Here is a 17,333-nt window from a genome sequence, read left to right on the forward strand (position 1 = left end):
CCCTACTGGCCAGGCCAGTAGGGACCGCGTACTCTCGCCTGATGTCCGCTTTCAACCGTCTGGTCTGCTTACTGCTGCTCGCCTGCCTGAGCCCGTTGGCCAAGGCCGAACGTTTGCGCCTGGTCAGCGACGACTGGGCGCCGTACATCTATCGGCAGTATGGGCGACCCGCCGGGATCGATCACGAAGTGGTCAGCGAAGTGTTCAAACGCCTGGGTATCGAAGTCGATTGGCAATTCCTGCCCTGGAAGCGCTGCCTGGCGATGGTCGAGCAGGGCTTGGCCGACGGCATCATGGACACCTTTCACGTCGGCGAGCGCGAATCCTATCTGATCTACGCGTCAGAGCCGCTGTCGACGGTCGAGTTCGTGCTCTACCAAGCCAACGCCCGGCCGCATCCCGTACAGCGCCTGGACGACCTGGCAGGCCTCAGGATCGGCACCTCACCTGGCTACACCTATGGCAATGCGCTCGATGACAGCACCCGGCTGCACCGCGAAGACGCCCCCACCCATGAAGCCAACTTCGGCAAACTGATGCTCGGGCGTATCGATCTGCTCATTACCGATCGTCGTGCCGGCCGCTATCTGCGTCAGCAATTGGGCCTGCAGGACAGTGTCCGGGAGCTGCCGCTGGTGATCGAACGCCAGCCGCAATTCCTCGGATTGGCCCGCAAACCGGGCCGCGAAGCGTTGGCCAAGGCCTTCAGCGAAGAGCTGCAGCGGTTCAAGCAGGAACCGGCGTATGCCGCCCTCGCCGCCCGCTACACCCAGGCCGCCGAGGATTTTCTCGACACCGTTGAGCAGCACGATCGCAGCACGCCGCGCTAGCTCTGTTATACTCGGGCCTTCCCGCCCGGCTCACGCCCGGACGCTCGGCCTCGCAACAGGCATCTCGACCAGCAGCGACGCACCTCAGGTGCCCGCCCGCCGCCTCCCGGATGCGCAGTGTAAGCCCAGCTGGACCGGACGCGATCGCATCTCACCGATGCCCGTCGCGCCAGGCAGAACATCCCACAGGGCCCAGCCCACACGAGAACAGGATTGCCCATGTCCTTTGCTTCCCTCGGTCTCTCCGAGGCACTTGTCCGCGCTATCGAGGCTGCGGGCTACACCCAGCCCACCCCGGTGCAACAGCGGGCCATTCCCGCCGTGTTGCAAGGTCGCGACCTGATGGTCGCCGCGCAGACAGGTACTGGTAAAACCGGTGGCTTCGCCCTGCCGATCCTCGAGCGTCTGTTCCCGGATGGCCATCCCGACAAATCCCAGCGTCACGGCCCACGCCAACCGCGCGTGCTGGTCCTGACCCCGACCCGCGAACTGGCGGCGCAAGTCCACGACAGTTTCAAGCTCTACGCTCGCGACCTGCATTTCGTCAGCGCCTGCATCTTTGGCGGCGTCGGCATGAACCCGCAGGTCCAGGCCATGGCCAAGGGCGTCGATGTCCTGGTCGCCTGCCCGGGCCGCCTGCTCGACCTGGCCGGCCAAGGCAGCGTCGACCTGTCGAAGGTCGAAATCCTGGTGCTCGATGAAGCTGACCGCATGCTCGACATGGGCTTCATCCACGACGTCAAGAAGGTGCTGGCCCGGCTGCCGGCCAAGCGCCAGAACCTGCTGTTCTCGGCCACCTTCTCCAAAGACATCACCGACCTGGCCGACAAGCTGCTGCACAACCCCGAGCGCATCGAGGTCACGCCGCCGAACACCACCGTCGAGCGCATCGAGCAACGCGTCTATCGCCTGGCCGCCAGCCACAAGCGCGCGCTGCTGGCGCACCTGATCACCCTCGGTGCCTGGGAACAGGTGCTGGTGTTCACCCGTACCAAGCACGGCGCCAACCGTCTGGCCGAGTACCTGGAAAAGCACGGCCTGACCGCCGCCGCGATCCACGGCAACAAGAGCCAGAACGCCCGCACCAAGGCCCTGGCCGACTTCAAGGCCAATACCGTACGTGTGCTGGTCGCCACCGACATCGCCGCCCGCGGCCTGGACATCGATCAGCTGCCGCACGTGGTCAACTTCGAGCTGCCCAACGTCGAGGAAGACTACGTCCACCGTATTGGCCGTACCGGCCGCGCCGGTCGCTCCGGTGAAGCGATCTCGCTGGTCGCGCCGGACGAGGAAAAGCTGCTCAAGAGCATCGAGCGCGTCACTCGGCAGAAGATCGCCGATGGCGACCTGATGGGCTTCGATGCCTCGCAAGTCGAAGCCGAGAAGCCCGAAGTGCGCGAGCGCCAGCCGAACGCCGGTCGCGGCGGTCGCAATCAGCCGCGTGGCGAAGGCAGCAAGGACGGCAGCGGCGGCCGCAAGGACAAAGGCAAGGACAAAGGTCGGGCCAAGTCCCAGGCCGCCGAGAAGCCTGCCGACAAAGACGCCTCTGCCGACAAGTCGCAGTCCAGGAAGCAGGAGCCGCGCAAGCCGCGCGACAATCGCAAGCCTCGTCAACAGCAGGCCGGCCAGGGCCGGACCAGCGCGCCCAAGGCGCCTGCCGACCGCGACCCGGAAGAGTTCCTGGACGATGACGTAGACAACTTTGGTAACCGCGCCGACTACGTCAGCCCGTACCAGAACGGCAAGGGCCAGGGCCGCAATCGCCGTCCCGGCGGCGGTGGACAGGCGCAAGGCCAAGGCCAGCAGCGCGCAGGCTCCGGCCAGCCGCGCAGCAACAACGGCGGCGGTGCTCAGCGCCAAGGCGGTCAAGGTGGCGGTCAGGGCGCAGGCGACAAGCGTCCTCGCAACAACAACGGTGGCGCGCGTCGTGACGGTAATCCGGGACGTGGTCGTCGTGAAGACAGCGCACGCCAGGAACCGGCCGTGCGCAACCCGCGCGAATCGCAGTCGGCGCCTGTGATCATCCGCAAGGAATCCAAGCTCGACCGTTACCCGACGCCTGAGCAATTGGAAGACGTGCCGAGCCGCCCACGGGGCGAGCGTCCGGCACTGCTGACCCGCAAGGGCTGACAGCAAAAAAGAGGGGCCGCATTTGCGGCCCCTCTCTCGTTCGGCGGGAGAAACTTACTTCTGCTTCACACCTTCCAGCGTGATGTCCAGATCCAGCGTCTGGGACGTCGGGCCTGGGCCTTTGATGCCGAAGTCGTTCAGGTTCAGCGTGGTCTTGGCGTTGAAGCCCGCACGCTCGCCGCCCCACGGATCCTTGCCTTCGCCATTGAAGACGGCCTTGAAGGTGACCGACTTGGTCACGCCGTGCAGGGTCAGATCACCGGTCACATCGGCGGTCTTGTCACCGGTCGATTTCACCGCGGTGGAGACGAACTTGGCGTCCGGGTACTTCGCCACATCGAGGAAGTCGGCACTGGCAATGTGCTTGTCACGCTCGGCGTGGTTGGACCACAGGCTGGCGGTCTTCACATCGACGCTGATCTTGCTGGCTTCAGGCTTGGCTCTGTCCCAGCTGAAGGCACCGTCGAAGTCCTTGAACGTGCCGTGGATGAAGCTGTAGCCCAGATGGCTGATCTTCCAGTCGACGAAGGCGTGCTGGCCTTCCTTGTCGATCTTGTACTCAGCGGCCATGACCTGGCCAGCAGAGAGCAGAGCGGTACCGAGCGCCAGGGCGGCAAAAGTCTTCTTCAACATCCTTACTTCCTTCCTTTGCAATTGAGGTTGAGGGTCAAGCCTTGCGGCCCAGCATGCGAATGAGGGTCGCGTCACGGTCGATGAAATGGTGCTTCAGGGCGGCCAGGCCATGCAGACCGGCGAAAATCACCAGCCCCCAGGCCAGGTACAGGTGAATCACGCCAGCGGTGTCTGCCTGATCGGGCAGATTACTGACCAGCGCCGGCACGTCGAACAGACCGAAGACCGGGATGCCGACACCGTCGGCGGTGGAAATCAGGTAGCCGGCGGTCATCACCGCGAACAGCCCCAGATACAGCGCCAGGTGGCCTAACTTAGCCGCCACACGGGTGAATGGCCCGTGGTTGGCCGGTGCCGGTGGTGGCGGATTGAACAGACGCCAGAGCACGCGCAGCACCATCACCGCCAGCAGCACTAGGCCGATGCTCTTGTGCAGGTCAGGTGCGGCCTTGCGCCATGGATCATAGTAGTCGAGCCCGACCATCCACAGCCCCAGGCCGAACAGACCGAAGACGGCAAGCGCCACACTCCAGTGAAGAACGATGCTGACGGCGCCGTAGCGCGAAGCAGAATTGCGCAATTGCATGGTGGCGGAATCCCCGTGAGAGCTGTGCACACGATAACGCACTAAGTATCGAAATAAAGAAGAAAAAACCGCTTCATATTATCGATATAGTCGATTGATTATTCTGTAATCAGCCTATTAAGGAAACATTAACGCGAACGATTCAGCCCTCCCGAAGCCCCGACGAGCGTGTCTCGTCGGAGCCCCTGGACGACGTTGGAGTCAGTTGGCTTGGGTAGCGGTGTCAGCAGCCGGCTGCTTCTTCACCGGCTCGGTTTTGCTCGGCGCCTTCTTCTTCGCGGCCTCGGCCTTGCTGGGTTGCTTGGCGGCAGGCTTGTGGGCCGGCGCGTGCTTCACGGCGGCCTTGGCCGGTGCCGGCTTGGCGGCAGCGGGTTTGCTGGTTGCCTTGACCGGCTCCGGCTTCACCGCAGGCGCGGCAGCCGCAGCGGCCGGGGCAACGGGTTCGGCAGTCGGTGCTGGAGGAGCCGTCACAGCCGGCTCTGCGGCTTTGACGGCCGGTTGCGGCTGCGCGGCAGGCGCCTCGTCAGCACCGAACAGGCGCGAGAAGAAGCCCGGCTTTTCCTTGGCCGGCGCAGCCTCTGGCGCAGGTTTGGCGCTCGGTTCAGGCTTGGCAGCCGGCTTGTCGCCACCGCCGAACAGCCCCGAGAAGAAGCCTGGTTTTTCCTTCGCAGCCACAGCGCCAGCGGCCGCTGCTCCGGCTGCAGCCGCGACCGGCGCGGCCTTGGCTACCGGGTCGAACGACTTGCCCGCCGCCAGGTCCTCGACCTGACCTGCCGCACGCTGGCCGCTGCGCAGCGCGCCTTCCAACGTGCCCGGATACAGCGCGTCGGTGTGCTCACCGGCAAAGGTGACCCGCTGCATTGGACGTTCCCACAGACGCCAGTACTTGCTGATCTGCCCCGGGCCGTAGGCCAGGTAGGCGCCACCGGTGCCCGGGTCGGCGCTGTAGCGCTTGACCTCATAGCCGGTGAACGCGCCACGGGCCTGCGGATAGAAGGCGTGCAGGCGGATCAGCACCTGATCGACCATCTGCTTGTCGCCGAAGGCCTGCAGCAGGCGGGCGTTATCGCCGGACAGGTTGATCACCAGGTTCGCCCCGCCCTTGAGCGCCGGCTCGACCCACAGCATGCCGAGACCGGCGTTGCTGAAGATCTCGCCCGACATCCGCGCGCGGCTTTCCCACACCGGGTTCTTGAACTTGAGCAGCAACTGGTCGCGCCAGCCATAGTTGGTGCCCTTGAGCGCAGCCATGTGCTGGGCGTCCAGGCCTGGGGTCATCTGGATCTTCGCCAGCGCCCGCAGCGGCACGGCCAGCACCAGGTAGTCGGCCTGATAGCCGACGGCACCGACCTTCACCGTCACGCCGTCTTTGTCCTGGACGATGGCAGTGACCGGCGAATGGGTCTTGAGGGTCTTGAGCTGCTTGACGAAGGCCTGGGCCAGCACCGGGCTGCCGCCGGGCAAGCGCGCCGCACGCAGGTCACGATCGCCGACACCCCGGTACACCCGCGCCTGCTGGGCGAAGTACAGCAGCGACAGGCGCGAAGGCTCGTCGTAACGGGTGCGGATTTCCTGATTGATCAACTGACGCGCAGTGGCGGGCAGTTGCAGCTTGTCGAGCCAGGCCGACACGTTGATCTGGTCGAGGGCGAACAGCGTGCTGCTGGCCGCAGGATTGAGCGGGTCGTCGATGGAGCGGGCGAGGTCGTCGAGGGTCTTCTCGTAGCGCTTGATCGCGTCGGCCGTGGCGGGCTGCTTGATGGCCAGGTCGGCAGCGCTGAAATACTCGCCGTCGATCAGGTAGCCGGGGGTACGCACGAACTCCGGCGCCGGCAGCGTATCGAGCTTGAAGCGTTGCAGGTACTGATTGAGCACCGGCTGCGCCTTGTCGTTGCCGATCCACTCACTGGTCGCCAGCCCCGAGCGCCCGCCCATGCTGTCCTTGGCCTCGAGCAACGTTACCTGCCAGCCCTTGGCCTGCAGCTCGTAGGCGGCCGTCAGGCCCGCCATGCCGCCACCGACCACGATGGCCGAGGGCGTTTTGTCCTTCGCCAGCGCAGTCGCGCTGGATGCACCTATCAACACCAATGCGCACAGGCGCACCCAAGCAGCAGCCATGTCGGCGAACTCCGGATCAGAAGCGAAATGTAAGTAGGGAGGGATTCCCCGGGAGGCGCGTGAAGAATACGTCAGGAGCCCTCGGCGCCGCCAGCGCGGCGCTATGACGTGAGCCAGACCAGGGCGCCAGGCAATCCAAGGTTGTCGCCACAGGTGCCTTTGCTTAGGCTTACGCCGTCCCAGGGTCTGTCTGGAAAGCATCTGTAGCGGGGAGCACACGCGCATGCGAGCCCCGTTTCAACGCCGTATGGGCGAGTCGATCCGTTCAGACAGAGCCTAAATGCCCCCGCCAGGAGATTTGCCCATGGGCCTGAATCAACAGTGGATGCAGCGCGACCTCAAGGTCCTGTGGCACCCCTGCACCCAGATGAAAGACCACGAGCACCTGCCGCTGATACCGATTCGTCGCGGCGAAGGCGTGTGGCTGGAGGACTTCGAAGGCAAGCGCTACCTGGATGCGGTCAGCTCCTGGTGGGTCAATGTGTTCGGTCACGCCAACCCGCGCATCAACCAGCGCATCAAGGACCAGGTCGACCAGCTCGAGCACGTGATCCTCGCAGGCTTCAGCCACCAGCCAGTGATCGAGTTGTCCGAGCGCCTGGTGGCCATGACCCCAGCCGGCCTGGACCGGGTGTTCTACGCCGACAACGGCTCGTCGTGCATCGAAGTGGCGCTGAAGATGAGCTTCCACTACTGGCAGAACAAGGGTCAGCCGAACAAGAAGCGCTTCGTCACCCTGACCAACAGCTACCACGGCGAGACCATCGCCGCGATGTCGGTGGGCGATGTGCCGCTGTTCACCGAAACCTACAAGGCGCTGCTGCTCGACACCCTCAAGGTGCCCAGCCCGGACTGCTACCTGCGCCCGGAAGGCATGGGCTGGGAGGAGCACTCGCGCAACCTGTTCGCGGCGATGGAGCAGACCCTGGCCGAGCACCATGCCAGCGTCGCCGCGGTGATCGTCGAGCCGCTGATCCAGGGCGCCGGCGGCATGCGCATGTACCATCCGGTGTATCTGAAGCTGCTGCGCGAGGCCTGCGACCGCTACGGCGTGCACCTGATCCACGACGAAATCGCCGTGGGCTTCGGCCGCACCGGCACAATGTTCGCCTGCGAGCAGGCCGGCATCCGCCCGGACTTCCTCTGCCTGTCCAAGGCCCTGACCGGCGGCTACCTGCCGCTGGCCGCCTGCCTGACCACCGATGACGTGTACCAGGCGTTCTACGACGACTACCCGACCCTGCGCGCCTTCCTCCACTCGCACAGCTACACCGGCAACCCGCTGGCCTGCGCGGCGGCCTTGGCCACGCTGGACATCTTCGAACAGGACCAGGTGATCGAGGCCAACAAAGCGCTTTCGGCGCGCATGGCCAGCGCCACCGCGCACCTGGTCGATCACCCGCACGTGGCCGAGGTCCGTCAGACCGGCATGGCCCTGGCCATCGAGATGGTCAAGGACAAGGCCGGCAAGGTCGCCTACCGCTGGCAGGAGCGTCGCGGGCTGAAGGTGTTCGAGCACGCCCTGAGCCGTGGCGCCCTGCTGCGCCCGCTGGGCAGTGTGGTGTACTTCCTGCCGCCGTACGTGATCACCCCGGAGCAGATCGACTTCCTCGCCGAGGTGGCCAGCGAAGGCATCGATATCGCTACCCGTGATCGGGTCAGCGTGGCCGTGCCCGCTGATTTTCACCCGGACTTCCGCGATCCGGGCTAACCCCTCGAGCCCACCGCCAGACCCTGTCGGCACGGCAGTTCGCCGCGCCGACAGCGGATGATGCCCACGCCCCTTTCGAGCCAAACCATGAGACTGTCCCGCTTCTTCATCGACGCCCCCCTGAGCCTCGGCGAGCACGAACTCCCCGAAGCCCAGGCCCATTACATCGGTCGCGTGCTGCGCATGAGCACGGGTGACGCCGTGCAGTTGTTCGACGGCAGCGGCCAGGAGTACCTCGGCCAGTTGCTCGAAGTGGGCAAGAAATCCGTGCGGGTCGGCCTCGACCAAGCCCTGGCCGGTCAGCCGGACTCACCGCTGCACATCCACTTGGGTCAAGGCCTGTCGCGCGGCGAGCGCATGGACTGGGCGATCCAGAAGGCCACCGAGCTGGGCGTCAACGCCATCACCCCGATCGTCAGCGAGCGCTGCGAAGTGCGCCTGAAGGACGAGCGCGCCGACAAGCGCCTGGCCCACTGGCGGCAAGTGGCGATCAGCGCCTGCGAGCAATGTGGCCGCTCCAGCCTGCCGACGATCCATGCACCGGTGACCCTGGCCGAGTGGCTGAAAGCGACCGACGCCGACCTGAAGCTGGTGCTGCACCCGGTGGCCGAGCCGCTGGTCAGCCATGCCAAACCCGCACGCCTGGCCTTTTTGATCGGTCCCGAGGGCGGCCTGAGCGAGGTGGAAGTGGAGCAGGCCAACGCCGCCGGCTTCCAGGCTGCCCGCCTCGGCCCGCGCGTGCTGCGCACCGAAACTGCGCCGGTGGTGGCGCTGTCGGTGGCACAGCAGCTGTGGGGCGACTTCTAAAGCCGCTCAGGCCACGTAGAGCGACACCGCGACGAAGTGCATCAGGCTGCCGGCGATGACGAACAGGTGCCAGATGCCGTGCCAGTGACGGAAGCGGCTGTCGAAGGCGAAGAAAATGATGCCGACGGTGTACAACACGCCGCCGGCCGCCAGCCAGGTGAAGCCAGCGGTACCCAACTGACGCAGCAAGGGATCGACCGCCACCAGCACGATCCAGCCCATGACCGCGTAGATGATGATCGACAGGATGCGCGCCTCGGAACGCGGCTTGATCTCCTGCAGCATGCCGATCAGCGCCAGCCCCCAGACCACCCCGAACAAGCTCCAGCCCCACGGCCCGCGCAGGCTGACCAGGCAGAACGGCGTGTAGCTGCCGGCAATCAGCAAATAGATCGACAGATGATCGAGCTTGCGCATGATCACCTTCGTCCGCCCACGGGTGCTGTGGTAGAGCGTGGAGATGCTGTAGAGCAACAGCAGGGTGAAACCGTAGATCGAAAAGCTGACGATCTTCCACGGGTCGCCCTGCAACCCCGCGATGACCACCAGCCAAATGGCACCGACCGCCGCCAGCAAGGCACCGAACAGGTGAGTCCAAGCATTGAAGCGTTCACCGTAATACATGCAGACAGAGACCTTTTGAAAAAGACGGGGTTCCGGTCTGAAGACCATGCCGCCAGATCACGGGCAACCCGCGACCAGACCGGTAAAACGACAACTCTACCCCGCCCCAGGTTGCAGATCGGCGTCACGCACCAGGCGCTCCAGCGCCGCGAGGTCGGGAACGTGGGCCACTTGCTCGCCCACCTGCACCGCCGCCAGCTCGAACGGCCCCAGGGGCACGTCCACATAGTTGAGCTGGCTGTCGAGCTTGCACGAGCGAGGAATGCCCTGCAGCAGCAGCGCCAGGTAGCGCAGGCCGGTATCGCCCAGGGCGTTGAGCACCACGATGCGCGCCCGCTCGCCGCACGGGGTCTGCCCGCCGCAGGCGGCCTCGAAGCCGATCAGCGGCAGGCGCTGCTGGCGCCAGTCGAGCCAGCCCATGTGCCAGTTCAACGCGAAGCGCTCGCACACCCAGGCACGCTCGCCGATCAGTTCGGCCACGGCGACGTTGGGCAGCACCAGAGTGCGGTCGCCCAAAGGCAGCAACAGCCCGGTCAGGCTGCTGCGCTGGCCGGCGATATGTTCAAGCATGGGGCTGGCTCCAGTGGGCGATGCTTTGCAGCAGGAGCGACTCCTGATACGGCTTGCCGAGGTACTCGTTGACGCCAATGGCCATGGCCCGCTCACGGTGCTTCTGGCCGGTGCGCGAGGTGATCATGATGATCGGCAGCGCGCTCAGACGGCTGTCGCGGCGGATCCGCGTGGCCACCTCGAAACCGTCCATGCGCGGCATTTCGATGTCCAGCAACAGCACGTCGGGACGGTGCTGCTCCAGCAGCGCCATGGCATCGACGCCGTCCTTGGCGGTCAGCACGCTCATGCCGTGCCGCTCGAGCAGGCGACTGGTGACCTTGCGCACGGTCACCGAGTCGTCCACCACCATCACCAGCAACTGACGTCGCGGCGCCGGGCCCAGCAGCGGGCGTCGCCCGCCCTCGCCCAGCGGCAGCCGCGCCAGACGGCGTTGCTGGCCGCGCAGTTGCCCGAGCACGTCGAGAATCAGCACTACCCGGCCATCGCCCAGCAAGGTCGCGCCCGACAACCCCGGCACCGCAGCGAACTGCGGCCCCAGGCTCTTGACCACGATTTCGCGGCTGGGTGACAGGCCATCGGCCTGGATCGCGAACGACTGCTCCTGGGCATGCACCAGCAGCACCGGCAACGGCACGCGCTGCCCCAACAGTCGCGGACGCGCGACCGCCTGGAGCAGCTCACCGAGATAGCGCAGGGCATAGTCCTGGCCACCGTAGCGGTAGCGCGGCGGGTCCTGCTGGTAGCAGGCTTCGAGCTCGGCGGGCGGCACCCGCACGATACCTTCGATGGTGTTGAGCGGGATCGCGTACTGCTCCTCGCCCAGGTGCACCATCAGCGCCCGATTCAGCGACACCGTGAACGGCAGACGGATCTGGAAGCGCGCGCCCTTGCCGGCACTGGACTCGATGCTCATCGAGCCGCCGAGCTGCTTGACCTCTTCATGCACCACGTCCATGCCCAGGCCGCGACCGGAAATCTGGGTGATCTTCTCGGCGGTGGAAAAACCAGGGCGCAGGATGAACTGCAAAATCTCGTGATCGCTCAACTGCGCCTGTGGCGCCAGCAGGCCGCGCTTGATGGCTTTGTTGCGCACCGCCTCCAGCGGCACACCGGCGCCATCGTCGCTCATCTCGATGACGATGTCGGCGCCTTCGTGGAGCAGGTCCAGGTGAATGGTGCCCTGCTCCGGCTTGCCGGCCGCCAGGCGCACCTCGCGCGGCTCCAGGCCATGGTCCACGGCGTTGCGCAGCATGTGCTCCAGCGGCGCAACCATGCGTTCGAGCACGCTGCGATCGAGCTCGCCCTCGGCATTGCCGACCACCAGTTCCACCTGCTTGCCCAGCTCGCTGGCCACTTGTCGCACCACGCGCTGCAAGCGCGGCACCAGACGCTCGAAGGGCACCATCAGGGTGGCGGTCAGGCCCTCCTGCAACTGGCTGTTGATCCGTGCCTGCTGCTGCAACAGGCCCTGCGCTTCCTGGGTCTTGAGCGCCAGGGTTTCCTTCAGGTCGAGCAGGTCGGAGGCCGACTCGAACAGGGCCTGGGACAACTGCTGCAACTGCGAGTGACGGTCCATCTCCAGCGGGTCGAAGTCATCGTAGACATCGCCCTCGGCCTGCCAGCGACCGGCCATGCGCCCCTGGGTCTCGGTGTCCAGGCGCAGCAGTTGGTCGCGCATGCGCTCCAACGTGGTTTCCATTTCGCTCAAGGCGAACTGCGCATCGTTGACCTGCTGCTCGATACGCCCGCGAATGATCGCGTGCTCGCTGGCCAGGTTGCCGAGGTCGTCGAGCAGTTCGGCATCGACCTTGACCAGGTCTGCAGGCGTGCGCTCCGGTGCCAGTGCCGGCGCCTCGGCAGGTTCGGCCTGAACCGTCGCCTGGCCCGCTGCGCTGTCGGTGAGGGCAGCGCTGGAGAAGTTGCGGATGTAGTCGATCAGCGCGGTCGCCGCATGCAGCGGTTGGCCCAAACGCACGGCATCGATCATTTGCGCCACACGGTCGTGGCAGTTCTGCAACAGGCTGAACAAGGCCGGGGTCGGCGGTAGGCGACCGGCGGCGAGCAGTTCGTAGAGAAACTCGAGCTCGTGGGCCAGATCGCCGATGGCGGCGATCTGCACCATGCGCGCGCCGCCCTTGAGGGTGTGCAGGTCGCGCAGCAGGTTCTCCGCTTCGGCGCGATTGCGCGGGTCGGCCTGCCAACGGGCCAACGCGGCGGCGGCGCTCTCGACGATGTCGGAGCTTTCCTCGAGGAAAACCTCCAGCAGTTCCTTGTCGGCCGGTGCCTGTTCGTCATCGACCGGCGCGTCCAGGGGCAACTGCGACGGCGGGGCATGGCGAAACTCGCGCAGTTCTCCCAGCAGCGCCACCGCCGAGGCCGGCAGTTGGCCCTGGCGCAGGTCGTCGAGCATCTGCGCCAACGCCGCATGGCTGCGCTGCAGCAACTCTGCCAGCGTGCTGTCGGCGCGCAGGCGGCGGTCGACCAGGCCCTCGTAGACCCGTGCCAGCTCCTGGGCCAGCACTTCGACCGGGCCGATCGCCGCCAGTTGCGCGCCGCCGCGCAGGGTCTGCACGTCCTGCTGCAGGGCCGACAGCGCCGAGACGCCCTCCGGCGCCTGCTGCCAGCGCTGCAGGGCCTGCTGGGCGCTGTCGAGGAGGTCGCTGGCTTCGTCGAGGAACAGTTGCACCACCGCCGGTTCCGGCAGGTCCACGGCTACCGCCAGCGGCGTCACGCCGTCGGCACCGACCACACCGCTGGCGGCCGGGTCGAGCGCACCGTCGAGCAGCGCGCGCAAGGCATGCTGGCAGTCGTCGGCTGGCGTGATGTCCTGCCCGGCAGCGATCTCGTCGAACATGTCGAGCAGCCGCTCATGGGCCTGGCGCGCCTGGACGAAAAAGCGCGCATCGGCCACCAGACGTCCCTCCGCCACGGCCCCATATACGTCGAGCAAAGCTTCGCAGAGCGCGTCCACCTGCCAGAAATCGGCCAGGTGGGCGGCGTGGCCCAGGGTGGTCAATTCGTCCAGCAAGGTCTCCAGCGCCTGGCCCTCGCGAGGGTGCTCCTGCCAGCGCGACAGCAGCGATTCGGCATCGAGCAGGCTGTCCATGCCTTGGGCCAGGAAGCTGGCGATGATCTGCGGGTCGCGGCGCACGCGGCGCGCGTGCGCCGGCTCGTGCTGCAATGCAGCCAGGCGCGCATCCACCGCCTCGCCGACCTGTTCGATCAGGGCGGCGGCGCCGGGGATGGCCGCCAGTGGCGCACTGTCGAGCTGCGCCAGGCCCTGCCGGAACAGCGTGCCAGCCGCAGTCAGCGCGTCCAGATCGCTTACCTGCACCGGCAATTGATGCACTTTGTACTCGCGCGCCAGACGGTCGAAGGCAGTGGCCAACTCGGCGATGGGCATCACCCCGGCCATGGCCGCGCTGCCTTTGAGCGTGTGCAGGGCACGTTGCAGGTCATCGGTGACCGCTGCATCCTGACCCTGGGCCGCGAGCAGAAACGCGTCGAGGCTGGCCAAGTGGCCCTGGGCTTCGTTGCGGAAGATCTCCAGCAACTGCGGGTCGAGCCCTTCGACGTTGCTGGGCGGCGGCTTGTCGCGCACCGCCAGGGCATGCAAGTGATCGCCCAGCCGCTCAAGCTCCGCCAGGCGTGGCGGCTGACCGACGGCGAAATCGGCGAGCAGGTCGGGTAAATGCACGAAGGCTTGCTGCAAGGCCACCAGGCCCTCGCCGCCCAGCGCGACGCGCCCTTCGAGGGCGCGATTGAGCAAATGTTCGGCCGCCCAGGCCAGTTCGGCCACGGCCCGCGCCTCGACCATCCGCCCGCTGCCCTTGAGCGTGTGCAGGGCGCGGCGCAGGGCGATCAACGCCTCGCGCGGGTGATCGTCGGCGCGCCAGCGCAACCACTGGCGCTCGATTTCCGGCAGCAGCTCGCCGGCTTCTTCGAGGAACACCTCGCGCAGGGTCTCGTCAACGCCGTCCTGTGCGGCGGGCAGTTCACCCGCCTCGGTCTCGCCGCTGCCGCGCAGCCCCAGCGAGGCCAGGCGGGTGCCGGCCAGGTCGAGAAAATGCCCGGCATCGGCCAGCGGGTCCGCCACTTGCCATTGCAGGTAACACTCCAGCGCACTCAGGGCCTCGGCCAGCGGTGTGAGCTGCGCCTCGGGCGGCACCTGTTCCAGCGGCAGCAGCGCGTCCTGCACATGGGCCGCGCACAGGCCGAACAACTCGGACGCGTTCGCCAACATGAGCATGGCCAGCGCGCCGCGTACTTGCTGCAACAGGCCCGGCAACGGTAACAGGCGCTGACGCGACCAGTCGCACTCCAGGCAGTCGCTCAGCAAGTCCTTGGCCTGTTGCAGCACCGACAGCGATTCTTCGAACACCCGCTGGCGGATTTCGCCCAGCTCGGCGCCGGGCATGCCGCCTTCCAAACCTTCGGCCAGGCCGCCGACCATACCGTTGAGCGTCGCCTCGACGTACAGCAAGGCGCCGGCCACGTCCATCAGCAGCGCATCGCTGACCGCCTTCTCACCCTCGACCAGCGCCTGCAACGCCAGCACCTGATCGATGATCACCCGACGTGGCTGCTGGAAGCCGAGCACCGCCAGGGTGTCGGCCACGTGCCGCAGCGGCGCCAGCAAGCGTTGCAGCGGCTCGCGCGGGGCTTGGCCACCGGCCATGAACGGGTCGAGGCGCTCCTTGATGCGCACCAGGTCGTCGCACAGGGCGGTGATCACCGAGCGCAGGGCATCGCGCCCCTGACCGGCCTGCAACTGGTCGCGCCAACTGCCCAGCGACAGGTCGAGATTGGCCAGATCACTGGCCCCGGCCAGGCGCTGCGCGGCCTCGCCCATCAGGCTGTCCTGGGCCAGTGCCTCGGCGCCGCGGCACAGGCGCAACTGGTTGAGCAGCGGCAGCACCACCAGCGGCAGGTCGTGGCGCGCGCCGCGCAGGCGCTCGAGGTAGGACGGCAGTTGCTCCAGGCCACGGAACAGCGCGCCGAGGCAGTCGCCGCGCGGGCTGACCTGGCCGTCGAGCAGCGCCCGCCCGAGCTGTTCGAGCTCTTCGGCCAGGCGCGCGGCACCCTTGAGTTCGAGCAGCGCCAGGCAGCCATGGACCTGGTGCAGGTTGTCCACCATCGGCGCCAGGTGGGCAGGCTCGCCCGGTTCGCTGGCGAAGCGTTCGAGGGCCTGGCGGGCCTGGGCCAGGCATCCGGCGATGGCCGGTTTGCTCCAGTTCAGGGCGACGGTGTCGTGGCGTGCGGGGTTCATGGGGGTGATGGCCATTGACGGCGCCTCAGCTCGGCTCGGCCGGCGGCGGCAGGGTGAACCCCGAGACCGAGCGACGCATCTCGCTGGCCATCTTCGCCAGGTGGCGGATGCTGTCGGCGGTGGCGCCGGAGCCGTGGGAAGTCTGTGCGGTGATCTGCTGGATCACCGCCATGGTGTGGGAAATCTGTCCGGCCGACGAGGTCTGCAACTGCGCCGCATCGGAAATGCTGTGGATCAGGTCGGCCAGGGTCTGCGACACGCCTTCGATCTCGGCCAGGGCCACGCCGGCGTCCTGGGCCAGGCGCGCGCCGCGCACCACTTCGGCGGTGGTCTGCTCCATGGAGATCACCGCTTCGTTGGTGTCGGCCTGGATGGTGCGCACCAACGCCTCGATCTGCCGGGTGGCCGACGACGAGCGCTCGGCCAGGCGCTGGACTTCATCGGCGACCACCGCGAAACCGCGACCGGCCTCGCCCGCCAGCGACGCCTGGATCGCAGCGTTGAGGGCCAGGATGTTGGTCTGCTCGGCAATGTCGTCGATCAGGCTGACGATATCGCCGATCTCCTGGGACGACTCGCCCAGGCGCTTGATGCGCTTGGCGGTGTCCTGGATCTGCTCGCGGATGTTGTCCATGCCGTCGATGGTGTTGTGCACCACTTCGTTGCCTTTGTTGGCGATGGCCACCGAGCGCTCGGCCACCTTGGCCGACTCGTAGGCGTGGGCCGACACGCGGTCGATCGACTCGACCATGTCGCCCACCGCCAGCGACGCCTCGCTGATCTGATCGGCCTGGTGCTCCGAGGCCTTGGCCAACTGGCGCGCGGTGTTCTGGGTATCCTGCACGGCGGCGGCGACCTGCTCGGCACTGTGGTTGATGGTCGCCACCAGGTCGCGCAACTGGTCCACCGAATAGTTGATGGAATCGGCGATGGCCCCGGTGAAGTCTTCGGTGACCGAGACATTCACGGTCAGGTCGCCGTCGGCCAGTTCTTCGATCTCGTCGAGCAGGCGCATGATCGCCTGCTGGTTGCGTTCGTTCTTCTGCGCCGTGTCGCGCAACTGGCGATTGGTGGCGCGCACCATCACCAGGCCGATGAGGATGATCGAGGTCAGCGCCAGCAGGCCCAGCACGTAGCCGCCCACGGTATCCAGGGTGCGTCCGGCCAGGTTCTCGAAGCCGGTGGCCAGGTGCGAAGCTTCGTCGAGCAAGGTCTGCGACAGGCTGAAGATGTTGCTCGCCGCTTCGCGCACGCGCTGCAGCTCTGGGGAGGTTTCGAGGATTTCGTCCACCGAACCGGAGACGAACTGGAACAGCTCGGCGATTTCGGCCAGGCGCGCACGGGCGTCGGGGTCTTCGACGCGGGTCACCTGGATCGCGGCATTGCCGTCGAGCATGCCCTGCAGCACCTGGCCGAAGCGGCTGGCATCGCGGCCGAAGGTGTCGGCGGCCTGCACCGCCGCCTCGTCGCCGCCAAGCACGGTGTTGACCGAGCCGAGAATCCGCTCGGCCAGCAGCAACTGGCGCTGGGCCACGGCCACCTGACTGGCCGGTGCGCCGCTTTGCAGCAGGATTTCCACCACTTTCTCGTACTCGACCTGCAACTGCGGCACGGTCTCGGCCAGGGTCGCCGCCACTTGATGCAACGACAGCACGGTCTGTTCGCTGGCCAGGATGGTGTCGGTGTTGCGGCGCAGGTTTTCCCAGTCCTGGCGCACCGCGTCCATCTCGTCGCGCACAGTGGCCGGCGCCGGTGGCAGCCCGGTGGTCTTGTCGCCCTCGCGCAGGTACTTCCAGCGCCGCTCGAAGTCGTTGCGTGCATCGGACAGCAGACGGAAGGCCAAGGCCTTGCCCGCCGCCGCTTCGGTGGCGTTCTTGGCGATGCGCTGGGACAGCACGCGCAGCTCGCCGGCATGACCGATGTACTGCTTGTCGTGGCTGGACTGGGTGTTGAGGTAGGCGAAGTTGGCGAACAGCAGCACGATCGACAGGATCAGCACCACGAACAGCACGGTGATCTGCGCGGTGCTGCGCGGACGCTGGGCCACCGCTT

At 66.7% G+C, this 17,333-nt stretch carries 11 protein-coding genes; 4 read left to right on the plus strand and 7 right to left on the minus strand.

All coding sequences use genetic code 11. The features are described 5' to 3' along the window. Nucleotides 1-41: 41 nt before the first annotated feature. Entirely contained in the window at nucleotides 42-830 is a 789-nt protein-coding gene (locus ACK2SD_RS22380) for a substrate-binding periplasmic protein (protein WP_412460876.1), read from the plus strand. A gap of 219 nt (nucleotides 831-1,049) precedes the next feature. Further along, a complete protein-coding gene (locus ACK2SD_RS22385) occupies nucleotides 1,050-2,960 on the plus strand; it encodes a DEAD/DEAH box helicase (RefSeq protein WP_412460877.1) in 1,911 nt (636 codons plus the stop codon). Nucleotides 2,961-3,014: 54 nt separating this feature from the next. On the opposite strand, the gene ACK2SD_RS22390 is transcribed toward ACK2SD_RS22385, so the two are convergent. The 3 genes from ACK2SD_RS22390 to ACK2SD_RS22400 all read right to left on the minus strand — a co-directional run bounded on the left by ACK2SD_RS22390 (nucleotide 3,015) and on the right by ACK2SD_RS22400 (nucleotide 6,297). Next, nucleotides 3,015-3,593, minus strand: a complete 579-nt coding sequence (locus ACK2SD_RS22390) for a YceI family protein (RefSeq protein WP_412460878.1) — start codon at nucleotides 3,591-3,593, stop codon at nucleotides 3,015-3,017. 34 nt (nucleotides 3,594-3,627) lie between these two features. Continuing rightward, the gene (locus tag ACK2SD_RS22395) at nucleotides 3,628-4,179 is read right to left on the minus strand and encodes a cytochrome b (RefSeq protein ID WP_412460879.1); all 552 of its coding nucleotides are present in this window, start codon (nucleotides 4,177-4,179) and stop codon (nucleotides 3,628-3,630) included. A 201-nt stretch (nucleotides 4,180-4,380) separates the two neighbouring features. Further along, a complete protein-coding gene (locus ACK2SD_RS22400) occupies nucleotides 4,381-6,297 on the minus strand; it encodes a flavin monoamine oxidase family protein (RefSeq protein ID WP_412460880.1) in 1,917 nt (638 codons plus the stop codon). A gap of 304 nt (nucleotides 6,298-6,601) precedes the next feature. On the opposite strand from ACK2SD_RS22400, the gene ACK2SD_RS22405 reads away from it, so the two are divergent. Both ACK2SD_RS22405 and ACK2SD_RS22410 read left to right on the plus strand, forming a co-directional pair. Beyond that, nucleotides 6,602-8,008 carry an adenosylmethionine--8-amino-7-oxononanoate transaminase gene (locus ACK2SD_RS22405; RefSeq protein WP_412460881.1) on the plus strand — a complete coding sequence of 469 codons (1,407 nt, stop codon included), beginning with the start codon at nucleotides 6,602-6,604 and terminating at the stop codon, nucleotides 8,006-8,008. A gap of 87 nt (nucleotides 8,009-8,095) precedes the next feature. Further along, complete coding sequence (locus tag ACK2SD_RS22410; protein WP_412460882.1) at nucleotides 8,096-8,815, plus strand: 16S rRNA (uracil(1498)-N(3))-methyltransferase; 720 nt, start codon at nucleotides 8,096-8,098, stop codon at nucleotides 8,813-8,815. Between the two features lie 6 nt (nucleotides 8,816-8,821). On the opposite strand, the gene trhA is transcribed toward ACK2SD_RS22410, so the two are convergent. The 4 genes from trhA to ACK2SD_RS22430 form a co-directional block, all read right to left on the minus strand. Continuing rightward, entirely contained in the window at nucleotides 8,822-9,439 is a 618-nt protein-coding gene (gene trhA, locus ACK2SD_RS22415; protein ID WP_029614549.1) for a PAQR family membrane homeostasis protein TrhA, read from the minus strand. A 96-nt stretch (nucleotides 9,440-9,535) separates the two neighbouring features. Next, nucleotides 9,536-10,009 carry a chemotaxis protein CheW gene (locus ACK2SD_RS22420; protein WP_039582751.1) on the minus strand — a complete coding sequence of 158 codons (474 nt, stop codon included), beginning with the start codon at nucleotides 10,007-10,009 and terminating at the stop codon, nucleotides 9,536-9,538. Continuing rightward, a complete protein-coding gene (locus ACK2SD_RS22425; protein WP_412460883.1) occupies nucleotides 10,002-15,296 on the minus strand; it encodes an Hpt domain-containing protein in 5,295 nt (1,764 codons plus the stop codon). Before ACK2SD_RS22425 ends, ACK2SD_RS22420 begins: the two co-directional genes overlap by 8 nt. A 10-nt stretch (nucleotides 15,297-15,306) precedes the next feature. Then, nucleotides 15,307-17,328 carry a methyl-accepting chemotaxis protein gene (locus tag ACK2SD_RS22430; protein WP_116890006.1) on the minus strand — a complete coding sequence of 674 codons (2,022 nt, stop codon included), beginning with the start codon at nucleotides 17,326-17,328 and terminating at the stop codon, nucleotides 15,307-15,309. Nucleotides 17,329-17,333: the final 5 nt, after the last annotated feature.

It is taken from the genome of Pseudomonas sp. SC11 (genome assembly GCF_047039205.1).
GTDB classification, from domain to species: Bacteria; Pseudomonadota; Gammaproteobacteria; order Pseudomonadales; family Pseudomonadaceae; genus Aquipseudomonas; species Aquipseudomonas boreofloridensis.